15 protein-coding genes are annotated in these 18007 nt (G+C 59.4%); 6 read left to right on the top strand and 9 right to left on the bottom strand.

The window, feature by feature from the left end; translation table 11 throughout:
• The first annotated feature begins 68 nt into the window (after positions 1 to 68).
• Positions 69 to 1010, top strand: a complete 942-nt coding sequence (locus ACFQDI_RS19180; RefSeq protein ID WP_377169835.1) for a tetratricopeptide repeat protein — start codon at positions 69 to 71, stop codon at positions 1008 to 1010.
• A gap of 6 nt (positions 1011 to 1016) precedes the next feature.
• Here ACFQDI_RS19180 and surE read toward each other — a convergent pair whose 3' ends face one another.
• The 4 genes from surE to ACFQDI_RS19160 all read right to left on the bottom strand — a co-directional run bounded on the left by surE (position 1017) and on the right by ACFQDI_RS19160 (position 5641).
• Entirely contained in the window at positions 1017 to 1706 is a 690-nt protein-coding gene (gene surE, locus ACFQDI_RS19175; protein WP_377169833.1) for a 5'/3'-nucleotidase SurE, read from the bottom strand.
• 4 nt (positions 1707 to 1710) lie between these two features.
• Positions 1711 to 2694, bottom strand: a complete 984-nt coding sequence (locus ACFQDI_RS19170; protein ID WP_377169831.1) for an MDR family NADPH-dependent oxidoreductase — start codon at positions 2692 to 2694, stop codon at positions 1711 to 1713.
• A 129-nt stretch (positions 2695 to 2823) separates the two neighbouring features.
• Entirely contained in the window at positions 2824 to 3117 is a 294-nt protein-coding gene (locus ACFQDI_RS19165; protein WP_377169828.1) for a hypothetical protein, read from the bottom strand.
• A gap of 4 nt (positions 3118 to 3121) precedes the next feature.
• Entirely contained in the window at positions 3122 to 5641 is a 2520-nt protein-coding gene (locus ACFQDI_RS19160) for a right-handed parallel beta-helix repeat-containing protein (protein WP_377169826.1), read from the bottom strand.
• Positions 5642 to 5801: 160 nt separating this feature from the next.
• On the opposite strand from ACFQDI_RS19160, the gene ileS reads away from it, so the two are divergent.
• A complete protein-coding gene (gene ileS, locus ACFQDI_RS19155) occupies positions 5802 to 8555 on the top strand; it encodes an isoleucine--tRNA ligase (protein ID WP_377169824.1) in 2754 nt (917 codons plus the stop codon).
• A 36-nt stretch (positions 8556 to 8591) separates the two neighbouring features.
• On the opposite strand, the gene ACFQDI_RS19150 is transcribed toward ileS, so the two are convergent.
• Positions 8592 to 9374: a hypothetical protein gene (locus ACFQDI_RS19150; protein ID WP_377169822.1), complete on the bottom strand. Its 783-nt coding sequence runs from the start codon at positions 9372 to 9374 to the stop codon at positions 8592 to 8594.
• A gap of 357 nt (positions 9375 to 9731) precedes the next feature.
• Positions 9732 to 10574: a hypothetical protein gene (locus ACFQDI_RS19145; protein WP_377169820.1), complete on the bottom strand. Its 843-nt coding sequence runs from the start codon at positions 10572 to 10574 to the stop codon at positions 9732 to 9734.
• A 320-nt stretch (positions 10575 to 10894) separates the two neighbouring features.
• On the opposite strand from ACFQDI_RS19145, the gene ACFQDI_RS19140 reads away from it, so the two are divergent.
• Together ACFQDI_RS19140 and ACFQDI_RS19135 are read left to right on the top strand one after the other, a co-directional pair.
• The gene (locus ACFQDI_RS19140) at positions 10895 to 11953 is read left to right on the top strand and encodes an ROK family protein (RefSeq protein WP_377169818.1); all 1059 of its coding nucleotides are present in this window, start codon (positions 10895 to 10897) and stop codon (positions 11951 to 11953) included.
• Positions 11954 to 11961: 8 nt separating this feature from the next.
• Positions 11962 to 12423, top strand: coding sequence for a CYTH domain-containing protein (locus ACFQDI_RS19135; RefSeq protein WP_377169816.1), 462 nt, complete (start codon positions 11962 to 11964; stop codon positions 12421 to 12423).
• A gap of 166 nt (positions 12424 to 12589) precedes the next feature.
• Here the strand turns inward: ACFQDI_RS19135 and ACFQDI_RS19130 are convergent, their stop codons facing one another.
• Positions 12590 to 13264, bottom strand: coding sequence for an REP-associated tyrosine transposase (locus ACFQDI_RS19130; protein ID WP_377169813.1), 675 nt, complete (start codon positions 13262 to 13264; stop codon positions 12590 to 12592).
• Between the two features lie 183 nt (positions 13265 to 13447).
• Positions 13448 to 14323 (bottom strand): ADP-ribosylglycohydrolase family protein, encoded by an 876-nt coding sequence (locus tag ACFQDI_RS19125; RefSeq protein ID WP_377169811.1) that lies wholly within the window; start codon positions 14321 to 14323, stop codon positions 13448 to 13450.
• A 115-nt stretch (positions 14324 to 14438) separates the two neighbouring features.
• Here ACFQDI_RS19125 and ACFQDI_RS19120 point away from each other — a divergent pair, with 115 nt between their 5' ends.
• Positions 14439 to 15269: a cyclase family protein gene (locus ACFQDI_RS19120; protein WP_377169809.1), complete on the top strand. Its 831-nt coding sequence runs from the start codon at positions 14439 to 14441 to the stop codon at positions 15267 to 15269.
• 18 nt (positions 15270 to 15287) lie between these two features.
• The gene (locus ACFQDI_RS19115) at positions 15288 to 16031 is read left to right on the top strand and encodes a dienelactone hydrolase family protein (protein WP_377169807.1); all 744 of its coding nucleotides are present in this window, start codon (positions 15288 to 15290) and stop codon (positions 16029 to 16031) included.
• 17 nt (positions 16032 to 16048) lie between these two features.
• On the opposite strand, the gene ACFQDI_RS19110 is transcribed toward ACFQDI_RS19115, so the two are convergent.
• Positions 16049 to 17974: a lipase family protein gene (locus ACFQDI_RS19110; protein ID WP_377169805.1), complete on the bottom strand. Its 1926-nt coding sequence runs from the start codon at positions 17972 to 17974 to the stop codon at positions 16049 to 16051.
• Positions 17975 to 18007 lie beyond the last annotated feature (33 nt).

The raw sequence follows: 18007 nt of genomic DNA, 5'->3' as shown, positions 1-18007 counted from the left end.
CGTTTCGTGTGGCGGTGTGCTGAAAACACAAGACATCCGGCGCACTTGGCGTTTTCTTGCGGCCTGCCATGAAGTCAACCATCATCGTCTTCCTCTTAGCTGCACTCCTTTCGGCCTCAGTTCCCCAGGCCTCCGCGCAGACGCCGCCGGCCGAACCGAAGCTGCCCGAAAAGCTGCCGCCTGAGCTCAAGCAGAAAGCGGAGGAGTTCAAGAAGCAGCAGGCCGCAGTGCGTGAGCACATGCAGGCGGGCAAATACGAGGAGGCGGAGAAAGTGCTGCGCACGCTCATTGAGGAGTTCAAGAGCTACTTTGGGCCTGGCAATGCACTGCTGCCGGAGTGCCAGGGGGCGCTGGGAACCTGCCTGCGCGCGCAGGGAAAGCTGGCCGAGGCGGAGCCGGAGTTTAGGGCTTCATGGGAGGGGCATGTGAAGTACTCAGGCGCTGAAAAGCCGGAGACTCTGCGCATGCACAACGCGCTGGCCGAGACCCTGCACCAGCTGCGCAAATACAAGGAGGCGGAGCAGGAGACCCGGGCTGTGGTGAAGGAAATGCAAAAGGTGTACGGCGCCGAGCACCCGGCCACCCTGCTGAACCGCACCAATCTGGCCGTGGTGCTGGGAGACGAACAAAAATACGCCGAGGCCGAAAAGGAGCTGAAGGAGGTGCTGGAGATCGACATGCGGATACTCGGTGTGGACAAGCAGCCGACTCTCATGGCCCGGGGTGCCCTGGCCATGACCCTGCGTGAGGAGGGCAAGCTGGCGGAGGCGGAGCAGGAATTCCGCAAAGTGCTGCTCTTCATGGACGGCAATCCCGGGGAGGACCACCCGGACACGCTGACTTTCCGCTATCACTTTGCCATCTGCCTGACGATGCAGAAAAAATACGCCGAGGCCAAAAAGGAGGCCGAGCAGGGGCTGGCTGCTGCGAAGAACAAGCTGGGGGAAGACCACCCCAACACCAAAGAGCTGCAGCAGCTCGTCACGAGCATGCAAAACACCCCCAAATAGGAAGCATCAGACATGCAGCAGCGACACGGACACTCTGCCGCTGAAGCAGGCCTCCACGTCTGAACCCGGATCGCGCGGGCGTGAGGCATAGGACGCGGAGTAGGCGTAGCCCTGCGCCTCCTTGCGATAGCTGACATTGAGCGGCGAGCGTGCCGGGTGGCAGAGCGTGCGTGGGGGCAGCTCGCGCTGGTCTTCCGCGAGGTGTGGCAGGTTGATGTTCCAAAACGTTTTTTGCGGGTGCTCCTGCGCGTGCGTCTCCCGCACGATCTCAGCCATCCACGCAGCGGTGCGCTGCCAGTCCACTTTGAGCTCCCGTATCATGTAGTGGGACAGCGCCATGGAGCGGATGCCGTGGTAGGCAGCCTCACGCGCGGCCGCCACGGTGCCGGAGATGACGATGTCCTGCCCCATGTTGCCGCCGGCATTCACGCCGGAAAGCACGAGATCCGGCTTCACGTCCAGTGCAAACAAGGCCAGCCGCACACAGTCGGCGGGCGTGCCGTGCACGGCATGGCGGTTCTCGCCGCGTGACTCCACCTGCAGCGGCTGGTGTGTCGTCACCCGGTGCCCGCACTGGCTCTGCTCCGTGGCCGGAGCCACGATGGTATAGTTCCAGCCAAGCTGCTGCATCGCATTTTCCAAAGCCTGCAGTCCGGGGGCGGAGATGCCGTCGTCGTTGGTGAGGAGGACGTTCATCGTGTTATGCGAGATCGAGGATGACCTTGCCGCCGCGCGCACCTTCCTGGGCGCGTTTGATGGCGCGACCGAACTCTGCCAGAGGCACGATTTCATCGATGGCGGTGACGAGTTCGCCGGACTGGATGAGAGTGGCGAGAGGTTCGAGCACCTCATAGAGCTCCGGCGTGCTCGCCTTCTCAAACCATTTGGTGATCCACAGCCCGTGAAGCTGGAGGTTTTTGAAGATGAGGAATTTGTTTGGCACCTTCATGCTGCGGCGGCTCATGGCCCCGTAGGTGACGAGGATGCCCTCGGGACTCAGAAGATCCATCAGATGAATCGCGCTGTCGCCGCCCACGGCATTGGTGGCCAGCATCACGGGTTCGGAGCCCACGATCTTCTTTGCCTCCGCCACTCCCTCGTCGGTGTCCAGCAGCACGGCATCTGCGCCCAGCGATTTCAATTCATCGAAAAGCTCGGCACGGCGGACGAAGTTGATAGTGCGCAGGCCGAAGTGCTTCGCGAGCTGGATGAAGGCGCGGCCGACGCCTGAATTGGCCGCGTTTTGTGCCACCCATGCGCCCTTGGGCAGGTCGGTGTAGTGCTTGAGCAGTGCCCAGGCGGTGACCGGATTGATGCGCAGCATGCTGGCCTGCACCTGGTCGATCTGCGGCGGCAGCTTGGCAAAGTGGTGCTCCGGCGCGGTGAGATGCTGCGTCCAGCAGCCCGTGCCTAGCAGCGGAATGACGACATCTCCTTTTTCCAGCGAGGTGACTTTGTCTCCCACCGCCTCCACCTCGCCACAGCCCTCGTGCCCCGGAATGCTGGGCGGATGCGCCGGGCGGCCATAGGTGCCCTCGATGAAATTCAGGTCCGCCGGATTCACCGGCGCATACCTCATCCGCACCCGCACCTCATGCCCCGTCGGCGGCGTGAGCTCACGTTCCTGAAGCTGCAAAACCTCGGCAGGATTTCCGGTGCGGTCGAATTGGAGGAAGTGGGACATGGTATGCGAGATTACGTGGGGGAAGAGGATTGGGGCGTTTGCTTCTTCACAGTGAAGCGGAGTGGAGATGTGGCAAATACAGGAGCGAGGAAGAATAAGCCCAAAGGCACAGGACTGGACATTTTGATGTCAAGAATTAGCATCTTGAGATTCATCCAACGCTGCGGGGTAATATGTAGATAAGTAGCCGTTTATCTGGTTGTTGTCGGCTTTCCAATTAGGTCCACGAGTTTGTCTCATTAAACACAGGCCTAGGAGTTCCAATGGAGATGGAGCAGAGAATAAGAAGGCGTCGCTTGTGGCGACCCACATTTCAGTGCCGTTTTCTAGAAAGCGTCGATCAATGGCGAACCCCAATTCCTGCAAGGCGAGATATGCAGGCACCTCGACATTTCCTGCCGCTGTTATGCTTTCCAGGCTCATTGGTTTACTTCGCTCGAATCCCAATCTCCTCCACCGGGATCTTCTTGAAGCCGAGCTTGAACGCTGGTGACTCAGGCTTCAGACGGAAGTCATCCTTCTCCCAGTCCTCAAACAGCGGGTCTGCCACGAGGCTGTGTTTGTCCCATCCGGCGTTCTGCCAGGCGGACCATTCGTCCAGGGGCTCGGCTTCGAAGATGCGGACGTCGTCGATGAAGACCTGGCCTTGGGGCTCGTGGCAATCCACGCGCAGCCAGAAGGCGGTCATCCAGGGTTTCCAGCCGGTTTCGTTTTCGCGCAGCATGCGGCCGGTGGCTTCGACTTCCTTCCATTCATTCGTGGCGGTGATGCTGGTGCTGCTGGTCTGCCAGTAGCCCTCTCCGTTTTTGAAGGAGGCGAGGGCGAGGCCGATCTTGGCGGTGGGCTCGGTGCTCTTCACGCGCAGCCGCACGCGGTAGGCTGCGCCGGGCTTGATGGGCACATCAGGGCCGTGAAAGACGCTCTTGGGATTGGGCGGTGTGCCGAGGGCGCAGTCCACGCGTAGCGCACCATCGGCCACGACGAGTTGCACGTCCTTGTTTGGTTTGTGATTGAAGCCCCAGCCCTTGGGTGTTTTGCCGGGCTCGGTGCTGTCAAAGGTCTCCGTGACCAGCGGCGCGCCTTTGTCCGGCCCCACCTGGTTGATGCCGGTGACGATGGGGTTTCCACCATTCCACGCGAGGTTGTAGTCGAGAGTGTTGTACTTCGGCGAGGCATTGCGGATGTCGCCATACTTCACGCCGGGGGTGTTGCTGAACATGATGTTATGCTGAAAGCTGTTGCCGCTCATCATGGTGCCGTCTTCGCGGATGGCGTCCTTCGGGTGCAGGTCCATGTTGCGCATGTGCTTCCAGGCGGGCTGGCCGATCACGGATTCGTAGCCCTTGATCATCGTTTCGATGTGGCCGGTGTAGAAGCGCTGGTCCTTGGTCCAGCCGTGGAGGTCAAACTGGAACTTGCCGCCGAGGGCGAAGATGTTGTTTTCCACGATGCAGTCGCGCGAGTTGTGCATGTGGATGGGCGTGTGGGCCACGCGATAGACGATGTTGCCGATGATGTCGATGCCGCCGCTGTTGTCGTCCGGGTAGAGGCCAAAGGTGAACCACGGGTGCTTGAGCCCGCCGGACTCCTGGCCGCAGCCGATGACGTCGTGGATCAAATTGTAGCGCCATTTGCTGCCGCGGCTGCTGATCCAATCCCGCCCGCCGGTGTAGATGGCGCCGCCGTCCTGGGTTTCGAGGCAGAGGTGGTGCAGGTGGTTGTACTCCACCACGAGATTGTTGCCGCTCATCTGCACGCCCATGCGCGGGCCGTCGTGGATGTGGTTGTGCGTGGCGGTGTTGTCCACGCCGTAGAGGGAAATGCCGCAGGCGTTTTTATTGAAGACGCCCATGTGGTGGATGTGATTGTCCGCCGCCACGTGGCCGGGGCCGGTGAGTGTCTTGCGGTCGCCGCCGCTCAGGCTGATGCCGTTGCTGCCGGTGTGGCTGATCTCACAGTGCGACACGCGCACGTTTTTGCCATCGCTCACGCCCACGCCGCTGCCGTTGAAAGCGCCCACCTGCGTGATCACGCAGCGCTCCACCACGCAGTCCTCCGCGCGCTCAAAGATGATGGCGCTGCCGTGGCAGCCGGTGAGTGTGAGGCCTCGGATGGCGATGTTTTTCGCCCCGGCCTTCACTTTGAAAAAGCTCTCCAGCACCGGCAGGCGTACATCGGAAACATCCTTGCCTGCGGGCGGCATGAAGTAGAGGCTGCCTTCGCGCTTATCGTAGTACCACTCGCCGGGCGCATCCAGTTCTTCGAGGGCGTTTTGGAAGTGGTAGCGGTTGTGTGGGTGCAGGTCGTAGCTGCAGTCCTTTTTCAGCGTGAGCTTGCGTGTCTGCGGATCCAGCGAGGCCACCGGCTCGACGAAATTCCACCAGCCGTATTGCGCGAAGATGTCGAGCTCCACGTCCTCAGGGTGCGCCCACTTGCGCACGTCCTCGGGCTTCACATACAGGGTGCGTTTCCACAGGTGCCCCTCTGGTGCGCCTGCGGGGGGAAACTCCGCCACAAAGGCCCAGCCGCCGTAGAGAGGGTCCGCAGCATCGAAGTTCGGGTGGCGCGCCAGGATCTGCCGCTCGCCGTTGCAGAGGAGCTGCTTTGGGATGAAGCCTTTCGGCACCAGCTTGGAGACATCTGCCTTGAAAATATTGCCTGCGGCGGGCCCCCAGGTGGTGACGAGCGGCGCGCCGATGAGCGTGCTCTTGCTGCCCGTGATGGTCAGGTTGGAATCCTGCGCCTCCAACTGCACCGGCTGCGTCAGCTCCGTCGTGCCCGCAGGCAGCAGGATCGTCGCGGGTGAGCTGTCACCTGCTTTGCGCGCGGCGCGAACCTGCTCCAGCGCCTGGGAAAGCGAGAGGGCAGGGGACACGCGCACCTCCAGGGCCTGGGCGGTGGTCAGTGTGGCGGCGGCAGCGAGAAGCAGGAAACGGGTCGGAAACATGGTGGTGCCAAGCGATACGCCGCATGCGCACGAGGGCAAATGGCCGTTGAACCGTTTCCCGGGTTCAACTTGAAACTTTAAACCTGAAACTTGCAACCTTTGTGTCCCCCCTTGCCACGCGCCCCCATCTCGCTAGGCTCCGCGCTCCTTTTCCCTGACCATGAGCGCCCCTGACACTGCCAAGAACTACAAAGACACCGTCCTCCTGCCGAAGACCGACTTCCCTATGAAGGCGGATCTCGTCACGCGGGAGCCGCAGCGCCTGGCCAAATGGCAGGAAGGAAAGCTCTACCAGCGCATCGTGGCGCAGTCCAAAGGCCGCCCCACCTACATCCTGCACGACGGCCCCCCCTTTGCGAATGGCGACGTGCACATGGGCACCGCGCTGAACAAAATCCTCAAGGACCTCATCGTGAAGTCCAAGAACATGGCCGGGTTCCACGTGCCCTTTGTGCCCGGCTGGGACTGCCACGGCCTGCCCATCGAGTTCAAAGTGGTGAAATCCGCCGCCGGTCTCACTCCCGTGGAGGTGCGCCAGCGCTCCGAGGCCGAGGCCCGCAAGTACATCGACATCCAGCGCAACAGCTTCAAGCGCCTCGGCGTTTTTGGCGACTGGGACAATCCCTACCTCACGCTCAATCCGGACTATGAGGCCGGCATCCTGCGCACCTTTGGCAAGGCCGTGGAGCAGGGCCTTGTGTACCGCATGAAGCGCCCTGTGCTCTGGAGCTACGGCGCACAAACCGCCTTGGCCGAAGCCGAGGTGGAGTACAAGGAAAAGACCTCTCCGGCGGTGTATGTGAAGTTTGCCCTCGTCAATCCGCCTCCTGGCTGCGACGGTGCATCCCTCGTCATCTGGACCACCACACCCTGGACGCTCCCGGCCAACCTCGCCATCGCGCTGCATCCCACCTTTGACTACGTCAGCGGCACCTTCGCGCATGCGGATGGCCGTGTGGAAAAGCTCGTCATCGCCAAGTCGCGCGTGGAGGCCTTCGGTGCTGCCACCGGCTTCAAGCTGAACACCGAGCACGCCAATGAAGAGCTCAAAGGCACCGCGCTCAATGGCTGCGAGGCCCAGCACCCCTTCCTGCCGCGCACGTCGAAGGTCATCAACACCCTCTTCGTCACCGACGACACCGGCACCGGTGCCGTGCACATCGCCCCCGGCCATGGTGCGGACGACTACCACGCCGGACGCGAGCACGGGCTGGAGATCCTTTCTCCTGTGGACGGCGACGGCAAATACACAGCCGAGTGCGGCCTGCCCGACTTTGTGGGCAAGCACGTCTTCCAGAGCAATGAGGGAATTATCGAAATCCTCACCGCCAAGGGCGCGATCCTCGGCAACGAAAAATACGTGCATCAGTACCCGCACTGCTGGCGCTCCAAGACCCCCATCATCTTCCGCGCGGTGGAGCAGTTCTTCATCAAGGTGGACGACATTCGCGCCAAGGCTCTTTACGAGATCGACAAAGTCCACTGGCTGCCCGCCTGGGGACGCAACCGCATCTACGGCACGGTGGAGAGCCGCCCGGACTGGTGCATCAGCCGCCAGCGCACCTGGGGCGTGCCGCTTCCCGTCTTCTACTCCGCCAGTGGCGAGATCATCATGGACCCCGAGATCATCAACAAGGTGTCCGTCATCATCGCCCTGCACGGCAGCAATCTCTGGTTTGAAAAAGACGACGCCTGGTGGGCGGAGGAGGTGGGCCTGCCCGCAGGCACCAAGCGTGGTAACGACACGCTCGACGTCTGGATCGACTCCGGCTGCTCCCACGTCTCCGTGCTGGACCAGCACCCCGAACTGCACGCCCCTGCAGACATGTACATCGAGGCCACCGACCAGCATCGCGGCTGGTTCCAGAGCAGCCTCATGATGAGCATCATCGCCCGTGGTCACGCGCCGTACAAGGCGGTGATCACCCACGGCTTCGTCGTGGACACCAGCGGCAAGAAGATCAGCAAGAGCGACCAGGGTAACGCTGGTAAAAACGCCAAGCCCATGACCGCCGACCACTACTACAACACCTACGGCGCCGACATGGTGCGCCTCTGGGTGGCCAGTGTGGACTACCAAAATGAGGTGCCTTTCTCCGAAGACCTCTTCAAGCAGAACGGCGAAAACTACCGCCGCATCCGCAACACCCTGCGCGTGCTGCTGGGCAACCTCAGCGGCGAAAACACCGCCGCCACAGCCGCTGCGCCCGCCTACACCCTCGTGGACAAATGGATCCTTGAGCGCCTGCACGCCGTGACCAAGGAATGCGTGGACGCCTACGCGCACTACGACTTCCGCAAAGTCTTCAGCACCATCAACAACTTCATCACCGGAGACCTCAGCTCCCTCTACATCGACATCACCAAGGACCGCATGTACTGCGACGCCGCCAGCAGCCCGCGCCGCATCGCCACGCAGGCCGCCATCCGCGAGATCACCGAGACCCTCTGCCGCCTGCTGGCCCCCATCCTGGCCTTTACCGCAGACGAAGCCTGGGAGCACCTCGGCCATACCGACAGCGTGCACCTGCAGTCCTTCCCGCAGCCCAATCCCGCCTTCCCCGGCAGCGATGCCACCCTCGCGGTGAACGAGCTGCTCAAAGTCCGTGGCGTCATTCAGCAGGCCATCGAAAAAGCCCGCCAGGAAAAGAAGATCGGCTCCAACCTTGAAGCCACCGTCGCCCTCACCCTGCCAGCCGAAGGCTTCGACCACCCCGTCTTCAATGACCCCGCCACCCTCCACGAATTCCTCATCCTCAGCGAACTCAAGATCACCCGCGGCGGCGATCTCGCAGCCGCTGTGCAGGAATCCTCCCACTGCAAATGCGGCCGCTGCTGGAAGTATCTCCCTGACGTGGGAGCGAATGCCGAACACCCGACGCTGTGCGGAAGGTGTGTGGAAGCGGTGGGGTGATATATTAATATTTTAGCATTATACGTCTAATTTTTTTCAGAGGCCGAATGCTAACTTAACTATATCATAGACGAACCCACCGAGCACTGGAAGAACAATCATGGCTGATATTAGCTCCCACTTTTTTCGTTCGTAAATATGCTTGAGTAAGTGACGTGGTCCGAGATTCAGCTCTACACTGGGCCATAAGCTTTTGAGTTGATCCAACAATATGGCGGCAGGCACTATGCCTGTTATCCAGATGGTCGCGATCAGCATCGTGATTCTCCCCGGGGTCCAAGAAGCATCTGCTACTTTAGCTGCTGAAACAGTCGCTCCTTCGAGGGATTTTGTGAGCCAATAAAATTTCGTGAAAATTATGTAGCCAAACGGCGGGGCTAATACTTGAATAAGCCAAAACCTCTTCTTGCTAATCCAAGTAAACTGCGAAGGTGTGTGTTTGAGCCAGTCAGAAAGTTGGGTGTATGTGCTGTTCACCCAATTTTCATCTTCACCAGTGATGCTAATAGCTGTTGTTTTGTAGCCGGCTTCGCCGTGATTTAAGGCTAGAGAAATGAAACGGGAACCTGACTTGAGCTGCGATTGGATTGTAAGGCTCAATCCCTGCACAGGTTTATCAAAGTAATCTGTGAATTTTCGAGGGCTTTCATCAAAACGAACTTCTGAGCCGCCATAATAGCTTATTTCGCAACTAAAGCGATGTTCCCATTTGTTTTCACGGCGGGTGGGGCGCTGTTCGAGGCAAATCTCGATAAGGTCTACGACAGACTTTTCGTCGATAACGACATCTGTAATAACAATTCGGCGTGAAAACTCCATTTTTTATGCTTTTCGTTAGGGACGTAATGTCAAGTAAGGGTAGCGACGTTAGAGAAAATGTGCCGATATTTAACCCGTTTTCAACGAGCCTGCTAACCTTCACAAATTTCTCATTCCCAGTGACTTCAAAATCACACTCGCGACCGCGACCTTTCCATCGCCGTCCATGAGGCATCTTGCTGCAAATGGGACCGGTGCTGGAAATATCTGCCGGATGTGGGAGTCAGCGTCGAGTGCCCGGCGATCTGGGGCGGTGTGTGAAGGCGGTAGATTGAGATATTTGGATCAACCTTATGCATCTAAGAGGCGGCCTGATTATACAATGTATATCTATATGAAATGTGGCAAAAGTAAGTTTTAAAAACCTTCTTTATCATCGTCTTCTTCGGATGCTATGATATGTACATCGGTTGCCTGTAACTCATGGACTTTTTGCGATTTAGCTCCCAATGGAAAAATTGGCCTCCCGATAAATTCCAAAATGTCTGACCGTGATTTATCAAATCTTACCTTTTCGAAAATTTCCGTGTCGACGTGAACTTTAACAACGCCTCCTCCAGCTCGCCGAATTTCTATCACCCCAGAGGCTGGTATCATCTTGAGGAGTTTCCCTCGAATTATTTCTTTCGGTCCCAAGAAATGCTCTTTCGATAGCTTGTTAACGTAATTTTTCGTCGTTTCAGAAAATTGAACCCTCATATTTGGATCAATTCCGGGCGCTCCTATTTCAACGGTGCCAATGCCTCCAGCGGCATCTATCCTTCCGACGAAATTCACGACTTCAGCATGTATTGAGCCAATGTAATATCTCTTGTCATCGTCTGGTTCCTTCTTTAAACGCTGCATGATATCCTGAACATAATATCCCATTAGTCCTGACATTAATTGCTCTCCCACGAACTTTAGGATCTGTACAGTAGACGGGTCGGATAAAATGGGAATTAAGCCATAACCATCAGAAGCTTTTTTCCGTTGTCCTATTTGCAGTGCAAGCATTTGACGCTCATCCCAATTGGGAAAAGCTCCCTTGTCCAAGCGACTTCGGGTTAAAAGAAAGGTTTTATTAACTATTCTTTGAAAAGCTACGAACGTTAATCCCAAATCATAAATACTAACACCTCGGACATCCATTTCTCGTCCCATAAAACGAAGGGTGAAGAGGCTGTCTTCAAAAGTGTTTTTGCTGGGATGGTTGCGCATAAACGTAGGGGGGTGGATTTGTACGTCTCAATTTATTAATTTGCAGGAAAACCTGAGTCTCTTACAAGGGAAATCGCATTTTGTCTCATCAAAGTGCTCGCTCGTGTGAACTGGCAATGCTGCCTATTGTTTGAATGCCGCAATCCTAGTGCTGACTGTCATTCAAATAAACGTCAGTCGCTTTTACTTCGTTTTGAAGCGCGCAGAGGTAAAAGTGGAGCTCCAGGCTTAACCAATTCTTTCCCTATCCATTTACCAACTCATCGACGCGCATTCTGCTCGACCACCTGCCATTCGCTCTCCACATTCGCGGCCCTGATATGCCTACTGTTACCCGCGACATCTATCTCGGCACCGACTCCGGGGCCACCACTTCCAAGACCGGCGGCGTGTTCGCCAATGGCGAGCCTGTCTCCACGCATCTGCGCCAGAGCTCGACGAATTCCCAGGCGGGCACCGCTGCCGTGGTGGCGGGTTGGGTGGAGGGAGCTGAAGGCTTTCTGAAGGACAACGGCCTCTCCTGGGACCGCGTGGCGGCTGCGGGGCTGGCGCTGCCAGGGCCTTATCAGCGCTACGGTGTGCTGGAGAAATCCTCCAACCTGCCGGACAGCTTCATCGGCTGGAATTTCCACGCGGACTACTCCGCCGCCATCGCCAAGGCCGCAGGCCGCGAGATCCCGCTGTATGTGGGCAATGACGGTGACTTTGGCGGCGTGGGCGAGGCCGCCCGCGTGCGTGGCGCCACCAAATCCACCGTGCTCCTGCTGGCCCCCGGCTCCGGTCTGGGCGCGGCTTACATCGATGCCAATGGCCTGCCGCTGAGCGGCGATCATCTCGCAGGCATGGAGGGCGGACACATGCCCATCCCGCGTCACCTGCTGGGCCATGGTCTGGATGAGGTGCCTGCCTTCCGCTGCGGCTGCGGTCGTGACTGGGGCTGCATCGAGGCCTACTCCACCATCTCCGGCCTGTCGCAGTTCCTGGAGTTCTTTCTGCCCAAGTATCCTGATCACGAACTCGCCAAAAGCGACGAGACGCTGAGGAGCAAAGGCTTTTCCCTGCGCGGACGTGCGCAGAAGGGCGATGAGCTTGCGCTGAAGATCTTTGACATCCAGGCACGTGCCCTTGGCATCCATGTGGCCAATCTTTCGATGGCGCTGGACCCCGGCATCGTGGTGATCGGCGGTGGATTGGTGGACCCTGAGAGCACCACACCGGAATTCCGCGAGCGCTACCTCGGTGGCATCCGTGCCGCTGCTCTGCCCTACCTTTTCCCGAAACAGCGCGAAGAACTCCAGATCGTGCCCGCCACTTTGGGCGAGCTTTCCCAGTCCATCGGAGCCGCGCTCGTGGCGCTGTATTCCTCCAAGGAGGCCTGAGAGCACGGATGGCCACGGAGATTGAACGTAAATTCCTGCTCAAGCCCGGCCTGTGGCAGCCCACCGGTCCGGGCCGCCGCATGGCGCAGGGCTACCTCTCCCGCGATCCTGACCGCACCGTCCGCGTGCGTGTGGTGGGCGACGACGCCTTCATGACCGTGAAGAGCCGCCGCCGCGGCATCTCACGCACGGAGATCGAATTTGCCATCCCGTTGGAGCATGCGCGGGATCTGCTGCTGCTCTGCCACCAGCCGCTGATCGACAAAACGCGGTATGAAGTGCTGCATGATGGCATGCTGTGGGAGGTGGATGTTTTCCATGGAGCCAATGACGGGCTCATCGTGGCAGAGATCGAGCTGCCCAGTGAAGACACCGCCTTCGCGTTGCCTGAATGGATTGGCGAGGAAGTCAGCCACGACATGCGCTACACCAACTCCAATCTTTGCGCGGTGCCGTTTAGTGAGTGGTAAAGGAGCGCGGAATTTATTCCGCAGCAGGTCGTTCGCGCATGGCGGCTGTTGTTTCACCTGAAACGCCGCAGGCACGCTGATGCTCGGTTTTAAGGGAGCTGGTGTGAGGTTAAGAACGTGGGGCTCCGGCGGAGTGCTGCGGAAGAAATTCCGCGCTCCTGAGGGCTTATGTTTCTTCGCACACGTAGGTCCATGGCCATGCTTTCCAATCGGATACCAAACCTGCCTTCACGGGATTGTTGCGGATGTAACGGATCGTCCGGTCCTGATGATCGGGATCTCGCATGTAGGTGTCCCAGTAGTCTTTCTGCCAGAACGGTGAATGAAGCCCCCGTGAGGCATTGGCTGCGCGAGCCGTCGCTCCTTTCCATTGGTGCAGGATCTTTCGCATGGGGATGTCACTGACTTCAAACAGCACATGCACATGGTTTGGCATGATGGTCCATGCGAGGAGATGATAGCGGGTCCCATCGAACCGGTGCAGGGCATCTGCAACCATTTGTGCCAGGCGTTCGTCTCTCAGATGACATGAGCCATGGCCAAGGTCGAGCCAGTCCTCAAGCTGAATGCGACGTTCTCGGTCGTCTTCGATTTTCAGAAGCTTTTCCCACTCGTCTTGCAATGCAGCAGGAAAGCTGTCAGCCAGACGGAAAGTGACAAATTGAGTCAGTCCCGGCTCATCGCGATGGGGAAGGTAGCCACGCTCATGCCAGCCGTAGAACCCCTGGATCTTCTCCTCGCGCGTAAGTTTGGGTGATGTTTCACGCTGTTGCTCGATCACCCGCCTCATCTCAGGTCGAAACGGTACACCTGTGCGACGAGAGTGAGGTGCTTCGCTCATGGCACAAACAAACGAAAGCCACAGTGACGCGCAAATGGAATCGGAGCGCGGAATTCATTCCGCAGCAGGTTGTTCGGCATGGCGGGTGTTATTTCACATGAAACGCCGCAGGCACGCTGATGCTCGGTTTTAAGGGAGCTGGTGTGAGGTTAAGAACTTGGGGGTTCGGCGGAGTGCTGCGGACTAAAGTCCGCGCTCCAGTTGAGGCTTCGCCAGCAGCCCCTCGCGCCATGCGGTGGGGATCGCTTCAATGCCATGGGCGGCGCCGAGGAGCATGCCGAGTGCGAGGGCGCGGGCGCAGTTGTCGCCGCCGGCCATGGCGTTTTCGATGGTGGCCTGTGCAAAATCGTTGCCATGATGGCGCAGCAGCCAGAGCACGGCGGGCAGGGCCTGCGGGATGGGGCAGGCGCGGCCGAGCTGGCCGATGGCGTCGGCGCCCGTGGCTGAGTCTGCGGCTTTCAGCGCCCATGCGGGAGCTGTTTCAGAAATGACGTCCTGCAGCTCACCACCATGCAGCAGGCGGTGCGTGGCACGGGCGAGAAACTCAGCGCATTCGATCGTCTCCGGCGGGCGGTGCGTGATCACCGTCTGCTCGATGGCGGCGGCCACGGCATCAGACTCGGGCTTGTCGGCGAAGAAGGCCATCAGGGGTGCGATGCGCGCCGGGCCGGCAAGTTCATCGGATGCCGCACCACTCGTGGCCGCCGTGGCTCCGGCCTGGAGATTGGCCAGCGTGGCTTTGGTGGCCTTGTCCACGTAGTCGTTGTAGCTCGGCCACATGGCCTGCCAGTCGGTGAGGAAGGCGGCGGCATCCCAGTGCTTTTCGCGTTGGAGGAAAGTCAGCAGCCGCAGCGCCTGATCTCCCGCATGGCCCTGCTCACCGGCCTGCTTGTGCGGATGGTAGGAGCTGGCACCCGGAGCCATGTAACCCGTCACCCGGCCATGCCGTTGCACGATGAGGCTTGGGTCATAAATCCAGTGCACTCCGAGCGAGACGGATTCCGCGATGAAGCTGCCCTGCAGCATGCCGGCGAGACGGGAGGAAAAGTCAGGAGTCATGATGAGCCCACTAGCGTTTGAAACGCGGGCTGGCAAGAGCCGGTCCCGCTCCCGATCCTCCATGCAGGCAAAACCCTGTTGGAAAGTGTCTTTACATTGGCTAGAACTGCATCGCATGAAGGCGCTCCTCTTTCCCCTTGGTCTGCTAGGCCTTATCGCCCTGGGCAGGCTTCTCAGCCTGGCCGAGGCCGAACCTCCTGCCGCATCCACATCTCCCTTCGCAGGCGGCAGATGGATCGATCTCACGCATGAGTTTGCCGCAGACACGCTCTACTGGCCCACGGCGCAACGCTTTCAGCTGGAGGTGGAGTCACGCGCCATGACGCCGAAGGGCTATTTCTACGCCGCCAACCGCTACCGTGCCTCCGAGCATGGCGGCACGCACATCGACGCGCCCATCCATTTTGCAGAGAAAGGAAAGACCGTGGATCAACTGCCGGTCGATCAACTCATGGGTCCGGCGGTGGTGGTGGATGTCTCGGCGCAGGCCGCTGCTGATGCGGATTATCAGGTGAACGTGGCAGATTTTGAGGCCTGGGAAAAAGCTCATGGCCTGCTGCCCCAAGGCATCATCGTCCTGCTGCGCACCGGCTATGCAAAACGCTGGCCAGACCCGAAGACCTACCTGGGCACCGAGCAGCGCGGCGCAGAGGCCGTGCCGCAGCTTCATTTCCCCGGCCTGCATCCAGATGCTGCACGCTGGCTGGTGGCGCAGCGCAGCATCAAGGCCATCGGCCTCGACACCGCCAGCATTGATCGCGGTCAGTCCTCGCTGTTTGAAAGTCACCGTATCCTGCTGGAGCAAAACATCCCCGCCTTTGAAAACGTGGGAGACATGAGCCTGCTCCCCGCCACAGGTGCTCACATCATCGCGCTGCCCATGAAGATCAAAGAAGGCAGCGGCGGCCCCCTGCGCATTGTCGCGTGGGTGCCGGGCGCTCTGTAATCCATATATCAATCCCCCATGACTCTCCGCGAACCCGAAACCATCGAGCTCTCCACCCCCACCGGCCCCATGCGTGCGCTGGTGCTGCGTCCCGCAGGCGAGGGCCGCTTTCCTGGGCTGCTGTTCCATTCTGAAATTTTCCAAAACACCGGCCCCATCTGCCGCACCGCCGCCTTCCTGGCCGGGCATGGCTTCATCGTGGTGCTGCCGGAGATCTACCACGAGTACCTGCCTGCGGGCACTGTGCTGGTCTACGATCAGGCGGGCTCCGACGTGGGCAACAAGCTCAAGATTGAAAAGCCGGTGGCGGCGTATGATTCGGACAATCGTGCGGTGCTGGACTACCTGAAAGAGCACCCAGATTGCACGGGCAGGCTGGGCTCCTTTGGTCCCTGCATCGGCGGGCATCTGACCTACCGTGCAGCTTTGCAGCCGGATGTGTCGGCATCCGTGTGCTTTTACCCCACCGATCTTCACAAACGCAGCCTCGGCGCTGGCATGAACGACGACTCTCTGGCCCGTGCCGCCGACATCAAGGGGGAGATGATGCTCGTCTTTGGCCGCCAGGATCCGCATGTGCCCGCCGAAGGCCGTGCCATGATCTACCAGACGCTCACAGCGGCAGGCGTGAAATTCACCTGGCATGAATTCAATGCCGCCCATGCCTTCCTGCGCGATGAAGGGCTGCGCTACGACCCCGAGCTGGCCCGTCAGGCGCTGGGCATGACGGTGGACTTCCTCCGCCGCTGCCTGGTCTCGTAGCTTGCACCGGGCCTGTGCTAGGGGTTGGCGGCCTTCGCTTTTGCCCCCTGCATTTCCAGGTGATGCAGGCTCGTGTTTTTGCGCAGCTTTTGCACAAAGGTTTCGCCGGTGGTGTTGATGTAGCGCTTCCACACGTAGCAGAGGTCATACAGCAGCACTCCGAGCCACCAGACATACATGAAGGTCACGGAGCCGAGCACGGCGGTGAGCAGCGAGGCATTGGGATCTTTGACCTGAAACAGGGAGGCTATGCCCACGGCTGCTCCTCCTATGATCATCTGCCAGCGCAGCGCCCACAGCGGAGAGCGCCCGGTGCTGCGGTTCCAGCAATCAATGATCAGGCCAAGGGCCACCAGCAGGAAGGAAGGCAGCGCGATGTGGAGCGCCAGCATCAGCAAAGACGGGGGCTTTTCTGCAGCCTTGGCAAGCCAGAAGAGAAGATCCACCGTGCCAAAGTAGTAGAGCATGGGCCAGAAAGTCTTGCTCATACGCCAGCCGCCGATGACTCCCGCCCGGCTCCAGAAGGTGGTGCCGGAAAGCACGAGGCCGCAGGCTGCCATGCCCTGCCAGCTCCGCAGCCAGGTGACCATGTGGGACACGTTTTCGGGGGTGTCTGTCAGCAGATCCAGCACTTTCTGCATCTGCTCTTTCTCCATGGAATGATGCAAAACAACGATGGCCGCCACATGGATGGCCACCACGATGACAAAGGGAATGACGGGGCTCAGCTTGCCCCACTTGGTGTCGCCTGGCTTTGTGATGTCTGCCACGGGATCAATTGCATGATCGTAGATGTGCCGGAACAGGTTGGGGTCATTGAAGTATGCAATGTGCGCCATGCCTGCGAGCGGATAGCGGCGGAAGCCGTAGTCGTCTTCGCTTTTGAACGCAAAATTTTCGCATCCCCACAGCGCCAGCTTCTCCCGCACCGTATCGAGGTCATAGCCCACCGGGTCCGCGTAGTCGTAGTAGTTCCGCCAGCGGATTTTCTCCTGCACGCAGTACCAGTGGGAGCGGCGCTCCACGAGCAGTCTCTCCCGCTCTTCACCCGTCACGCTGCTCACCTCCTCCTCACCCTCTGCCAGCCAGCCCCACATCTCAGGCCAGAGAAAGAGATGCTTGTCGATGGGCGAGCCGAGCGTGGTCAGGCTGCGCACACGGTCCAGCCATTGGGGGGTCTCGGGGCTTTCTTTCACACGCGTGTTCATCGCCCGCAGCAGCGCGCGCAGCGTCAGCACAGTGCCCTCGCTATGGGCTACGAAATGGATCTCCTTGGCTTCGCTTATCCGCGCGAGGTAGTCGATGCGCTCACGGAACCTGCGGAGAATGCTCTCACGCACATGCACATAGTCCGCCACCTGCTGGACATCTCCCAGGTATTGGTTCAGCACACGGCCGAGGTCAAAGGTGAATGAGCCGGCTTTCTCCAGGGGAATGAGGACGCGATTGAGAATGTTGATCGTCTCAGCGACTTCCTCCACCACCGTTGCGCCCGTGGTTACATCACTGCCGGAATAGCTGCGCAGCAGGTCGTTTCTCTGCCGCAGTCGATCCACCACGCTGCATGCCCACTGGGGGGATGGCTCCAGCCTGTGGGCATATTCGATCTCGCGCGGGATGTCCGCCCAGTAGATCTCCGCAAAGGCCATGTCCGACAGATCCTTGAGTTTTTCCGCATGCTCTGCGGCTGGCGCAAAGCTGATCATGTCATCCTCGACAGGGTTCTTCGTATCCTTTCCCTCCCACAGTCCCTGCGGCAGGTGGATGGCCTGGGTGCCGATTTTGGTTTTGTCCGCAAAGACCTGCGCAAACAAGCCCGCCACACAGCGCACCATGTCGTTGCGGCTTTGGTCTCCCATCCCGTGCACCGCGATCACGAGCTTTTTGCACTGCCGCGCTCCGGTGCGTTGATAAACTTTGGGAAAAGAGGATGCAACGCTCATGGCGTGCTTTTATGTAATCTGCGGCCGGGTTTC

Source organism: Prosthecobacter fluviatilis (genome assembly GCF_042655725.1).
Taxonomy (GTDB): domain Bacteria; phylum Verrucomicrobiota; class Verrucomicrobiia; order Verrucomicrobiales; family Verrucomicrobiaceae; genus Prosthecobacter; species Prosthecobacter fluviatilis.
This window is presented reverse-complemented; position numbering and strand designations above follow the sequence as displayed.

Bases quoted from the DNA above. Each gene is read 5' to 3' on its own strand.
- ACFQDI_RS19110 (WP_377169805.1), bottom strand. From the start codon at position 17,974: ATGAGCGTTGCATCCTCTTTTCCCAAAGTTTATCAACGCACCGGAGCG.
- ACFQDI_RS19140 (WP_377169818.1), top strand. From the start codon at position 10,895: ATGCCTACTGTTACCCGCGACATCTATCTCGGCACCGACTCCGGGGCC.
- ACFQDI_RS19135 (WP_377169816.1), top strand. From the start codon at position 11,962: ATGGCCACGGAGATTGAACGTAAATTCCTGCTCAAGCCCGGCCTGTGG.
- ACFQDI_RS19115 (WP_377169807.1), top strand. From the start codon at position 15,288: ATGACTCTCCGCGAACCCGAAACCATCGAGCTCTCCACCCCCACCGGC.
- ACFQDI_RS19180 (WP_377169835.1), top strand. From the start codon at position 69: ATGAAGTCAACCATCATCGTCTTCCTCTTAGCTGCACTCCTTTCGGCC.
- ACFQDI_RS19160 (WP_377169826.1), bottom strand. From the start codon at position 5,641: ATGTTTCCGACCCGTTTCCTGCTTCTCGCTGCCGCCGCCACACTGACC.
- ileS (WP_377169824.1), top strand. From the start codon at position 5,802: ATGAGCGCCCCTGACACTGCCAAGAACTACAAAGACACCGTCCTCCTG.
- ACFQDI_RS19120 (WP_377169809.1), top strand. From the start codon at position 14,439: ATGAAGGCGCTCCTCTTTCCCCTTGGTCTGCTAGGCCTTATCGCCCTG.
- ACFQDI_RS19145 (WP_377169820.1), bottom strand. From the start codon at position 10,574: ATGCGCAACCATCCCAGCAAAAACACTTTTGAAGACAGCCTCTTCACC.
- ACFQDI_RS19130 (WP_377169813.1), bottom strand. From the start codon at position 13,264: ATGAGCGAAGCACCTCACTCTCGTCGCACAGGTGTACCGTTTCGACCT.
- ACFQDI_RS19165 (WP_377169828.1), bottom strand. From the start codon at position 3,117: ATGAGCCTGGAAAGCATAACAGCGGCAGGAAATGTCGAGGTGCCTGCA.
- ACFQDI_RS19150 (WP_377169822.1), bottom strand. From the start codon at position 9,374: ATGGAGTTTTCACGCCGAATTGTTATTACAGATGTCGTTATCGACGAA.
- ACFQDI_RS19125 (WP_377169811.1), bottom strand. From the start codon at position 14,323: ATGACTCCTGACTTTTCCTCCCGTCTCGCCGGCATGCTGCAGGGCAGC.
- ACFQDI_RS19170 (WP_377169831.1), bottom strand. From the start codon at position 2,694: ATGTCCCACTTCCTCCAATTCGACCGCACCGGAAATCCTGCCGAGGTT.
- surE (WP_377169833.1), bottom strand. From the start codon at position 1,706: ATGAACGTCCTCCTCACCAACGACGACGGCATCTCCGCCCCCGGACTG.